Annotated in this window: 14 protein-coding genes and 1 pseudogene; 5 read left to right on the top strand and 10 right to left on the bottom strand. The window is 34.6% G+C overall.

Annotated elements, in window-relative coordinates:
• Positions 1-105: 105 nt before the first annotated feature.
• The 4 genes from L1967_RS19565 to pnuC all read right to left on the bottom strand — a co-directional run bounded on the left by L1967_RS19565 (position 106) and on the right by pnuC (position 4077).
• Entirely contained in the window at positions 106-453 is a 348-nt protein-coding gene (locus tag L1967_RS19565; RefSeq protein WP_249603195.1) for a hypothetical protein, read from the bottom strand.
• Between the two features lie 650 nt (positions 454-1103).
• Complete coding sequence (gene arfB, locus L1967_RS19570; protein WP_249603196.1) at positions 1104-1508, bottom strand: alternative ribosome rescue aminoacyl-tRNA hydrolase ArfB; 405 nt, start codon at positions 1506-1508, stop codon at positions 1104-1106.
• Positions 1501-3039, bottom strand: a complete 1539-nt coding sequence (locus tag L1967_RS19575) for a DUF4301 family protein (RefSeq protein ID WP_249603197.1) — start codon at positions 3037-3039, stop codon at positions 1501-1503. The genes arfB and L1967_RS19575 overlap by 8 nt, the downstream gene beginning before the upstream one ends.
• A gap of 411 nt (positions 3040-3450) precedes the next feature.
• Entirely contained in the window at positions 3451-4077 is a 627-nt protein-coding gene (gene pnuC, locus L1967_RS19580) for a nicotinamide riboside transporter PnuC (protein ID WP_249603198.1), read from the bottom strand.
• Positions 4078-4308: 231 nt separating this feature from the next.
• Here pnuC and L1967_RS19585 point away from each other — a divergent pair, with 231 nt between their 5' ends.
• The 3 genes from L1967_RS19585 to L1967_RS19595 are packed head-to-tail and all read left to right on the top strand — an operon-like array spanning position 4309 to position 5688.
• The gene (locus L1967_RS19585; protein ID WP_249603199.1) at positions 4309-4560 is read left to right on the top strand and encodes a hypothetical protein; all 252 of its coding nucleotides are present in this window, start codon (positions 4309-4311) and stop codon (positions 4558-4560) included.
• Positions 4561-4586: 26 nt separating this feature from the next.
• A complete protein-coding gene (locus L1967_RS19590) occupies positions 4587-4955 on the top strand; it encodes a helix-turn-helix domain-containing protein (protein ID WP_249603200.1) in 369 nt (122 codons plus the stop codon).
• A 13-nt stretch (positions 4956-4968) separates the two neighbouring features.
• Entirely contained in the window at positions 4969-5688 is a 720-nt protein-coding gene (locus L1967_RS19595; RefSeq protein ID WP_249603201.1) for a hypothetical protein, read from the top strand.
• Positions 5689-5711: 23 nt separating this feature from the next.
• On the opposite strand, the gene L1967_RS19600 is transcribed toward L1967_RS19595, so the two are convergent.
• Complete coding sequence (locus tag L1967_RS19600; RefSeq protein WP_249603202.1) at positions 5712-6074, bottom strand: winged helix-turn-helix transcriptional regulator; 363 nt, start codon at positions 6072-6074, stop codon at positions 5712-5714.
• 140 nt (positions 6075-6214) lie between these two features.
• Between L1967_RS19600 and L1967_RS19605 the strand changes: the two genes are divergently transcribed.
• Positions 6215-7102: an SDR family oxidoreductase gene (locus tag L1967_RS19605; protein ID WP_249603203.1), complete on the top strand. Its 888-nt coding sequence runs from the start codon at positions 6215-6217 to the stop codon at positions 7100-7102.
• 172 nt (positions 7103-7274) lie between these two features.
• Here the strand turns inward: L1967_RS19605 and L1967_RS19610 are convergent, their stop codons facing one another.
• Positions 7275-7982, bottom strand: coding sequence for a phosphoglycerol geranylgeranyltransferase (locus L1967_RS19610; protein ID WP_249603204.1), 708 nt, complete (start codon positions 7980-7982; stop codon positions 7275-7277).
• 6 nt (positions 7983-7988) lie between these two features.
• Positions 7989-8621, bottom strand: a complete 633-nt coding sequence (locus L1967_RS19615) for a 4'-phosphopantetheinyl transferase family protein (protein WP_249603205.1) — start codon at positions 8619-8621, stop codon at positions 7989-7991.
• Between the two features lie 61 nt (positions 8622-8682).
• Between L1967_RS19615 and ahcY the strand changes: the two genes are divergently transcribed.
• Positions 8683-9999: an adenosylhomocysteinase gene (gene ahcY, locus L1967_RS19620; RefSeq protein WP_249603206.1), complete on the top strand. Its 1317-nt coding sequence runs from the start codon at positions 8683-8685 to the stop codon at positions 9997-9999.
• Between the two features lie 72 nt (positions 10000-10071).
• On the opposite strand, the gene L1967_RS19625 is transcribed toward ahcY, so the two are convergent.
• The 3 genes and pseudogenes from L1967_RS19625 to L1967_RS19635 all read right to left on the bottom strand — a co-directional run.
• On the bottom strand, positions 10072-10524 hold the full coding sequence (locus L1967_RS19625; RefSeq protein ID WP_249603207.1) for a hypothetical protein: 453 nt from the start codon (positions 10522-10524) through the stop codon (positions 10072-10074).
• 97 nt (positions 10525-10621) lie between these two features.
• The gene (locus L1967_RS19630) at positions 10622-11023 is read right to left on the bottom strand and encodes a Dabb family protein (protein WP_249603208.1); all 402 of its coding nucleotides are present in this window, start codon (positions 11021-11023) and stop codon (positions 10622-10624) included.
• 47 nt (positions 11024-11070) lie between these two features.
• A pseudogene (locus L1967_RS19635) lies at positions 11071-11175 on the bottom strand (IS1595 family transposase); the annotation flags it as partial.

The following is an 11175-nucleotide window of genomic DNA, read 5'->3' on the forward strand; positions in this document are numbered from 1 at the left end:
CTTACTAACCGGTTCTTTTTCCGTCGCCGCAAAGTTGGAATCTTTGTTTGCCGGCATCACTTTAACATTGTAAAAAAGTTACTTTCTCAATGAGTTAATTGAATGTTAGTTAGCATCATTAACTTCATCTTCCTTCAACCATTTCCCATCAGCTGTGGCATATACCGTTTTAGTTTCCCCATCTTTAGCAATACTTAGCTTATAGATCTTTTTTTCATCCTGAAGTTTAACCCATGCTTGAGAAGCAACCGCGTTAAATTCAGTCATTGTTGCATCCTTAACAGGCTGCGGTAAAGCCAGGACATCAATCATTTCGAAACCTGAAGTATTTGTAGCTACTTCTGCCTCTATTTCCTCTGTGGTTTCTTCAATTGGTTCTTCCTGAGCGCTCATTGTTTGCGTAGCAAAAAACAGTCCTGTAATTGCTATTGCCGAGAAAACTGACTTTTTCATAATTGTGGTTTTAGTTATATATTTTGTACAAAATCTTTATTGGTTGCTATGTATAAAGGAAAAACCGTACCCAACTCACAAAACACATCACAAAAGACTAATTAACAACCGATTAAAGTAAACCAACAATTTCATAGCACTTACTCTTTTGTAGAAATTATGAGGTTTTAAGATTTTATTATGTGGAAATGATTCGCAATACAGCCAAAAAAAAGGAACAATCAAAATCAATTAAAAACGTGGCATATTTATTCAGCATAAATAATTCAGAAAAGTTTTGTTGAAAGTTTTTTGAATTTCTTTTGGATTCAAAAAGAAGCAATGAAAGCAGTGATTAAAAAAAGAGGCCACCACAGCCTCTTTTAATCCGAAAATCTAAATTATACAACAGCTGTTACTGCTGTGTTAGTTATTCAAAATCCTTCAATAACCCTAACTTTTTAATTATAAGTTAAAATCATGCCATAACTCCCAGGGAATAAAACACCATTTAAACTCCTAACAGTAAATGATTTAAAACATTCAAAATAAATAGCCATAAACACAAAAGTGTAGAATTCTACACTTAAAAATTCCACACCTGTAGAATTTCTACACACATTTACTTGAAAATCAAGATTAAATGCCTATTGACCTTGTCCTGAGATAGTTTACTTTAATGGATTTTTTCTATTCTGCTTTTTCTCTGCCTGAATCTTCTTCGCCCTCAATCTTTTTAATTTCGCCATTTTACTTGGCTTCGTTTTTTTACGAACTTTTGGAGCCTTAGTGCCAGCTTTAATCATTTCTAAAAACTGATTAATTGCGGCATTTTTATTTTTATGCTGACTTCTGGAATTACCATTTTGAAGTATAAGAACATGATCCTTGGTAATTCTGGTGGAAAAAGTAGTTAGCAATCGCTCTTTTTGAATGTCGGTAAGTACCGTAGATGATGCTATATCAAAATACAACTCGACTTTAGAAGCGGTTTTATTTACGTGTTGTCCTCCCGGCCCACTACTTTTTACCGCTCTAAAGTCGAGTTCTTTTATTAATTCGTCCTGATTAATCATTAAGAGGCTGGTGACTTTCTTTTAAAAGATCGGCCACGGTTTTTACCGGATTAAAAGTTGTTACGGGAACTTCAACAAAAACAGTATTCCATTTAGCCATGGCACCATTCCACAAACCTGGGCGTTCTAATGCTTTTAAAGGTTTCCCGTCTTTTGTTTTATTTGCTATAAAACTCATATTTGGATCTACATACTTCTCTAAATCGTAAGTTTCTCCATTAGGTTTTCTAACGCTACAAACAATGTCCACAGGATTAAAATGTGTTGATTCTTTAACGATTTTCACCTGTGTAGGATTATTGTCATCTATTTGAGCTCCTTCTATAATTTGCAAGGAAATCTCTCCTTCTTCATCTTTTACCAAAAATGGACCTCCGCCCGGTTCTCCTTCATTTTTAACCATGCCACATATTCTTAATGGACGGTCTAATTTTTCTATTAATTCTGAAGTAGTCTCAGTTCCGGTAAGGGATTTTACGAAAAGTTGTTCCACAAGGAATTTTGATACTTCTTTACTGTCTTCTTCTGATGGATTAGATTGAAGCTTTTCAAGCAAACTAAAAACTTTGCCCTTTAATTCTAAGAGTTTACCGGCTAACATCTTTTTATAATCAGCCACATTGCCAAGGTTAGACCAGGTAACTACATTATCGATGTTTTTAACGAAAATCAAATCGGCATCTTGTTGGTTTAAATTATCAATCAGCGCTCCGTGCCCTCCAGGACGAAAGAATAAGTTTCCTTCTTCTGTTCTAAAAGGAGCATCTTCATCATCTACCGCAATCGTATCGGTCTTTGGATCCTGATAAGAGTAAGAAACGTCAAATTTAGCTCCTGTTTTTTCTTCTACCCTCGCTTTTACTTTGTCGAATTCAGCTTCAAATTTCTCTTTATCACCCTGCCCTACCGTAAAGTGTGATTTCACCACACCTTTACTTTCAGCATATTTGGCCGCTTCATAAAGATGCTCTTCAAAAGCCGTAACCACTACATCGTCATATTTATGAAAAGGCACTAAACCTTTGGGCAGGTCACTTAATCCAAGACCTTTGGCATACAACACATTTTCAGCAATCAGCTTTTTCTGTTCATCACCGCTAAGCTTATCAAAATCACTATTATCCTTTTTCGCAGCTTCTATAGCTTGAGTATAAAAGGGCAATTTTTCGATATGGTTAAAAAAAGTACGAAGACTAGAATCTCCATTCTCATCTAGATACTCACGTAATTCTTGTTTATCGGGATTAAATTCATCTACAAAATTATGAAGTGCTTTAAACATTCTTGTCGCAGCTCCCGAGGCAGGAACGAATTTTAAAAGATCCAGCTCTTCTTTTTGATGTTCATAGGCTCTTATGTATTCGGTACGCTCTTCATCTGAAATCGCTGAAATTCCGTTTCCGATTGTTGCGGCTTCCTGAATATCCACTTTAATGTTCCCTCGCTTAAAAATTTCAATCTGTCGTTGTACTTCTTCTGTACTCAATCCATTATCCTGAATTTGCAGGATGTCTGATTCATTAAATTTCACGGTTTTGTTAGTTTTATTGTTAGTTGATTAATTGTTGATATTATATTTTGCAGCCATTATTATTGACCACCTTCTAATTTAACATAAGGTTTGATTGATTTTTTTAAGGAACGCCTAAAATTGAAGATTATCACTCCTTTTTCCTAGATACTTTTGTTAGCTACAAAAGCGCTAAGGAACGACAATATACGCCAAAAAATATAGATTAACGGTGTTCATTAACGCATATTTAATAATTTGAAGATTAAATAAAGGTTTTTTAAACAATGAATTAACAACAGCTTAAACTTTAACTGTTTTATACAGAAAATTAGTGACCTGTCTTATTTGATTAAAATGCATTTTTAGTCTAAGAAAAACGAAAAATTGCTTCTTATTATTCCAAATTTAATCAGATGACAAACCCAACTTTTAGTTTACATGGTTGCCCAGGTTTCTTTTCCAAACTATATACCCCTGGATCGCCAAAATGGTTAGAATAAAGTATTGCAATGAAAGCATCCCTAAGCCCCTGTAAGCATAAAGTGGTACTGTAATAATATCTGCAAAAATCCAAAGTGTCCAGTTCTCTATTTTTTTAATTGCCATGTACCACATTGCGGTAAAAAATATTCCAGAAGTAAAAATATCGATATAATTAGCCGTTTTTATCTCGTAATGAAAAGCGCGATATACTAAATAAGTAACGAGCATTGTGAGTAAGAACAATCCAAAACCTACAAGTTTTTCCTTTGTATTGGTTCGGGTTATTGGCACAACAGGCTCCCCATCCTTCATACGCGCCCAGTTAATCCAACCGTAAACACTCATCACCGAATAATAGAAATTCATCATCATATCCCCATAATATTCAGCTTTATACAATAAATAAACGGTAATTACAGTTGCAATAAGCCCAGTTGGGTAGACAAGAATATTTTCTTGTTTAGAATAATAAACACTTAAAATCCCGAAGATAAAAACGATAGCCTCAAGAATGATATTAAAAGTAGATACCCCTTTGTAATAATCCAGAAAAAAATCAGATAGTTGTTCCATAATTTTTAAAATCTGATCTTAAACCAACCATAGCAATAGAAGGAACTGTTTTGAAGTCAGTTTTTATTGGTTCCATTAAAACCCCATTAGATAGAAATTCTTTTTTTATTACTCAAATCTATACTTTGCATCATTTTGAAGTCAATTACCCCATGGCAAGCCAATGAGGCATTTAATCGCAATTATCGAGTAAAACTAAATCTACAAAATAATCTATTCAAATTTAACATTATGAAACTATGCAACACAAATTTTAATAAGGAAAAAATAATATTAGAAAATGAAAAAGAGAAAATATGCGGAATAAAAATTTACATTTTACTGAAAACCGTAATGAAGAAAACCACTAAAAAACATGTTAAAATTACGGTTATAAGAGAAACACTTCTTGCTCTAAACAAGAAGAAAACATACCTTTGGAATAAACACGAACAATATTACAAACAATTATCTGAAAATACAAACAATTGTGAGTTTTTTTAAAAAAATCCCTACTCTTTACATTAATCATGATTGAACGTTTAGAAATTGTACGCAAAAGAGAAGGCCTAAACAAAGCGGAATTTGAACGAAAATTATCCAAGTCTAGTGGCTATCTTAATATGCTTAAACGCCGTAATAGCTATCCAAGTGCCGAAGTAATTGCTAATTTTTCGAGAGCCTTCCCTTGTTATAGCCTAGAATGGCTTTTAACCAATGAAGGCCAAATGCTTCGAAAAACACATGAATTCTCCAAAAAAAATCCCCAAAAAACAACCCGCCAATATTATAGTAGTGAAGAAAAAATAGACAAAATCAGTAAAAATCAATCTGAACTTTTTCAGACCTTATTAAAAATAGAAAAATTGCTTATACACCTTTTACAAAAACAATCATAAAATATCCTCCATCATGTTCCGAATCCTAAACTTAACCACCATTTACCTACTAGTTATTTCTTATTCCTTTTCAGTAAATGCTCAATCGCGAATTGAACCCGATCTTAAAATCTCTAAAGATATTGAGATCTTAAAAGATGCTACGGGTTGGGTATATGATAGCCAAGAAAACAGCTGGACAGATCATCGCAATTATATAAGAAAAAATACAATTGAAAATGAAGAATTGAATCTTAACAAAAGTATCATTAAATCTACATCCTATCAAAATTTCGATTCAATTAGCCTACAGAAGATCAATTATAAAAATCACTTTTATTACCTGTTCATTATAAAATGCCTGGAAGGTGAATACACATATCCTACCCTCAAAAAAGATTGGAATTATCAATCTGAAACCAAAATTTTTATTTTTGATGAAACTGACATAAACAACCTAAAAGGCCTAAACGATTATTTATGTATAACTACAAGCCGAAAAATAGTAATGACAAAAAACGATAAGGATTATGCCTCTAATATTAAACGAGAATTAATGCGGCTGCCTAATAAATCTTCGAAACAATATACGTTTGTAATCCGCAAATTAGATGATGAATCTGTACATTTTTTACTCCCCCAATTTTACACAACAGATCCTATAGAAACAATTCAAAATAAATATTTCGAAATATCATTAAAAGCGTATTACCGATTCTTAGGGGTCACTTCAGAAAATAAAAATTTATACTAACCCAAATTCACTCAATCCTATTTTCATCCTTTTAAGGATCGATTTTCGGTAATTATGGTCCTATTTTCGTTTGCCCATTGCACCAGGCTTTCCAGCTTTGGCAATAAACTTAAACCAAGGGCTGTAAGAGAATATTCCACTTTAGGAGGAACCTGTGGATACACTTTTCTGGAAACCAAACCATCGGTTTCCAGCTTTTTTAAAGTTACCGCCAACATTTTCTGGGATACCGTACCTATCATTTTCTGCAATTCATTAAATCGAAGGGTATCATAACTGCCTAAAATTAAAATAACCAATGTAGACCACTTATCCCCAAAACGATCCAGAATATTTCTAACTGGACAATTATCGACTTCAGAAAAATTTATTTGATTTTCTTTCATTATAAAGCACTGATTTTCAATATTAATAACCTTAAAGTAACTTATTTCCCTTAGCGAAACTTCTTGATTAAAAGAGGAACTTACCCTACCTTTACTTACCAAAAGTAACTAAATCTCTTTTAGTAATTAAATAAATTAAAATGAAAAAGACATTAATCACCGGTGCAACCGGCAGCTTAGGGCAACTACTGGTAAGCGCACTTAAAAACAAAACAGCAGCTAGTAACATTGCTGTTTTAGTTAGAGATACAGAAAAAGATATCGTAAAAGATTACGAATCACAAGGCTTAGACATTCGAGTATCAGATTATGAAAACTTAGAAAAACTAAAAACCGCTTTTGAAGGAATCGAGCAGGTATTTTTAATCTCTGGTAACGATCTTGGTGCTCGCTTACAACAGCATAAAAACGTAATTGAAGCCGCTAAAGCAGCAAACGTAAAGCATATTTTCTACACTAGTTCTGTAAGAAAAACCGAAAGTAAAGATGCACCATTGGATCCTGTAATTAGCGGACATGCACTTACCGAAGAAGCAATTATAAATTCTGGCTTAGATTATACCATTTTGAGACATAATCTTTATAGCGAGGTCGTACCAATGTTTATTGGAGATAAAGAGCAACTATTAAAAACAAAAACTATTTACTTACCCACAGAAAACGGAAAAGTAGCATTTGTACCAAGAAAAGATTTTGCTGAAGCTGAAGCAAATATTCTTGTTTCTCCTGAAGAATACACCAATAAAATCTACGAATTTAACGGAAGTGAACAGGTTTCTTTTGAAGAGATTAGTGAAATCCTGACTGAAATTTTAGGGGAAAAAGTTGTGTATGTTTCCCCTAAAGTAGACGAATTTGAATCACAAATGAAAGCTGCCGGCCTGCCTGATGAGATTGTGGGAATGCTAAGCATGTTTAGCCAGGGTATTGCCAATGGCGAATTTAATTTTGAAAAAACCGATATTGAAAAAGCGGTGGGCAGAAAAACACAAACTGTAAAAGAATTTTTGGGCGAAGTTTACGCATAGTTAGTATTGAGTATTTAGTAGTGAGATATTAGATTTGAGACAATTTGCTAATGAGTTAATTTGTTGATGTGTTGATAGAAAAGCTGAAAGCTTATTACTGAAAGCTGTTAGCTGAAGACTTATCAACAATATATCATTTAAATTCTCACTACTCTGTACTCACTACTTAATACTAACCCTCAAATTCCCCATTTTCAAAAGCGGTTCCAATAACCACTAAATCGGCGCCTGCTTTATACGCTTTTTCAAGCTGTTTTGAATTTTTGATTCCGCCACCAACGATAAGCGGAATGTTTAAGTACTTTTTAACCTCAGTAATTATTTCTTCAGAAACCGGAATAAGAGCACCACTCCCCGCTTCAAGGTAAATAAGCTGTTTTCCCATCATCTGGCCGGCTAAAGCAGTATTTTTAATCAATGTGATTTCACTTTGTCTCATAGGTTTCGTTTTACTCACTCTGGCTACTGCGCTTTGATTTCCGCCGTCTAATAAAAGATACCCCGTAGGAATAATTTCTAAGCGCGAATTCAACAATTTGGGCACTGCTTTTATATGCTGCTCAATAAGATATTCAGGATTTCTGCCAGAAAGTAAACTTAGCAATAAAATTCCGTCTGCTTTCTCGGTAACCTGCTCTTTATCCCCCGGAAATAATATGACCGGTAAATTGGTTTTCGCTTTTATAAAACCCACACAAACTTCAGATTCTTTAGCCGTAGCTGTACTTCCGCCAACAAAAATATGGGTCACCGATTCAGTTAGATTTTCAATAAAATAAGCATATTTTTCCGCAGAAAACTTTTCAGGATCAATTAAAACAGCAAGCAACTTTTTATCGATTTTTGATGCTTGGATAATGGCATCTAAAAGTTTAGGCATCAAATTTTAATTTAGCAGGAAAGTATAAACACAGGTAAATCCTTCAAATTCCAGGAACTCCAGTTCATACTCCGTTTTTTCAGCTTCAAAAGTAACGGTTCCGTAGATAACGGCATCTTCAAAATCAAAATCTTTAATATAAATATGCTCTAAAAAGCCCAATCCCGGCTGGGCGTGTACTTTATAAATAGATTCTTTAGCACCCCAAACGATGGTGAGTTTTCTAATTATCGCCTCTTCGTTTGCCAGGGTATGATATTCTCTTAAAGGCGTAAATTTATTGGCGATTTTCAATATTTTATCCCGTTGTTTTTCAATATCAATCCCTACGGGCTGGTCACTAACGATAATCGCTGTAAAATTAAAAGAATGAGTGATCGATATGTATTTATCATCTTGCAGGTGTGGCTTCCCTAAATCGTCGTACCATAAATCGTGATCTACATAACCGGTCTCTGCCATTAAATGCCGAATGCTCATAAAGCCCCTGCGATGAATTTCAGATTTCATACCAGAGACTCTGGCCCGACAATGTTCTGTAAGCGATATGCCCTCACAAAGCCACTCAAAAGACTCTTCAACCTTCCAAATGAAGACTTTAGTTCCTTCCCGCGGTGTTATTGTTTTAAAAAGAGGCATGCCCGTTTATTAAATATTAATTACTTTTGCGCTGTAATTACAGATAATCAAATATAATAATATGTCTACGAATACAGTGCCTTATACGGCGTATAAAGTAAAAGATATTTCCCTGGCTGCTTGGGGACGTAAGGAGATTGAACTGGCAGAAGCTGAAATGCCGGGGCTAATGGCGCTTCGTGAAGAATATAAAGAGGAACAGCCATTAAAAGGTGCGCGCATCGCTGGTTGTCTACACATGACGATACAGACTGCTGTTCTTATTGAAACATTAGTTGCCCTTGGTGCTGAAGTTACCTGGAGTTCTTGTAACATTTTCTCTACTCAAGACCAGGCTGCTGCTGCAATTGCCGAAGCCGGAATCCCTGTTTACGCATGGAAAGGAATGACTGAAGAGGAATTTGACTGGTGTATCGAGCAAACACTTTTCTTTGGTGAAGATCGCAAGCCGCTAAATATGATTTTAGATGATGGTGGAGATTTAACCAATATGGTATTAGATAAGTATCCAGAACTTGCTAAAGATATTAAAGGACTTTCTGAAGAAACCACCACAGGAGTTCACCGTCTTTACGAGCGTATGAAAAACGGAACACTCCCTATGCCGGCGATTAACGTAAACGATTCGGTTACCAAATCTAAATTCGATAATAAATTTGGATGTCGCGAGAGTGCCGTAGATGCGATTCGTCGTGCTACAGATGTGATGCTTGCCGGTAAACGTGTAGTTGTTTGTGGTTATGGTGATGTTGGGAAAGGTACTGCCGCTTCTTTTAAAGGAACCGGTGCAATTATCACGATTACTGAAATTGACCCTATTTGTGCTTTACAGGCTGCAATGGATGGATTTGAAGTAAAACGTCTTGAAACCGTAATCGAAAAAGCTGATATCGTAATCACTACTACCGGAAATAAAGATATCGTTCGTGGTGAACACTTTAAAGCAATGAAAGATAAAACCATCGTATGTAATATTGGGCATTTTGATAACGAAATTGATGTTGCCTGGTTAAACAATAACTATGGGGAAACTAAAGATGAAATCAAGCCACAGGTAGATAAATATACTATCGACGGAAAAGATATTATTCTTCTTGCTGAAGGGCGTTTGGTAAACCTTGGTTGCGCCACAGGCCACCCAAGTTTTGTAATGAGTAACTCGTTTACCAACCAGACTTTAGCACAAATTGAACTTTGGAACAATACTGATAAGTATGAAAACAAAGTATATATGCTACCTAAGCATTTAGATGAAAAAGTGGCTGCGCTACACTTAGAAAAAATTGGTGTAGAATTAACCAAACTTAATGAAGACCAGGCGAAATATATTGGTGTTGAGGTTGAAGGCCCATTTAAACCGGAATATTACAGATACTAGACTAGAGACTAGAGTTATAAAAAAATCCCGTTCAGTATTTGAACGGGATTTCTTTCTTTTTCATAACGATATTTAATCTACTCTTTCGTAATAAAAGTAAGGCCAGTCACAAGCCACTGCAGTACTATTTATTAATTGACCTTCCGAAAAATAAAGAAATTCCTTTTTAGATTGACTATTACATTTTTTGACAATACTAGACTCTTCCAGATATTCCAGAATTATAAATTCACGCTCATCAATTGAAAAAGTCCCTTCTGCTATAATCGTTTCTCCATCGATTTTAGATTTTTTCTGAAAAGTATAGTCTTCATTAAAAATATAACGCTCTGCATCACCTTCAATTTTTGTAATTTCAGCATTAGGGATCATTGCAGATCGAGTTGCAACCAACTTCCATTGCTGGGGAAAATTGGTAGCAGAGAAATCCTGTACTGTAAACCGCTCCGGTTCAGCCTCGTCTTTATCACAAGAGATAACAACAAATGAAAGCATACAAAGAATAAAAACTACCCTATTTCTCATAATTTAATTGGTTTCTAAGTAGATCACAAAAAGAGTAAAAGGTTGCGTTTAATATCCCAGAAGTATAAAAATTATAGAATATGTACTTGTAGTTTTGTTATTTCAATCCAACCGAATCATAAACCTGCACTCGCTTCCATAAATGCTCGGATTCTTCGATAAATTTTAAATGTGCTTTCTCTTTTTGGTATTTATCCTGAATTTCTTTTGAGGGAAAACTTAGTATCAGAGAATAGGTAAACGATCCATCGACCACTTCTCTCGGTGTGCCTGCCGGTTCTCCAATAAATTTGGTCTTTGCATAAAGACTATTTTCCATGAATTTGTTTAACGATTTTAGAAAATCGGCACGATCTTGTACATTATCTGGATTGTTAAGCCAAAAATAGACCACGTGGGTAAAGTTCTTATCGAATTCGGGTTCCTTATCTTGCGCTTTCATATTAGTGAAAGTTAAGAAGAAAAAAAGTCCAAGGCCTATTTTAAAAAATGTTTTCATAATGATCATATTTCAGTTTGTCTAAAAATACAATTGATTATCCGCAATTAGTCATAACCTGTAATTCCTGCTATAACGAGCCTATCGAAGAGTTTTTCTCCGAAATATCTTCTGTTGAGTTTGTAGATAAATTCATTCAGGTATAACTGTAG

Origin of the sequence: Zunongwangia pacifica (assembly GCF_023499215.1) — a bacterium.
Taxonomy (GTDB): Bacteria; Bacteroidota; Bacteroidia; order Flavobacteriales; family Flavobacteriaceae; genus Zunongwangia; species Zunongwangia pacifica.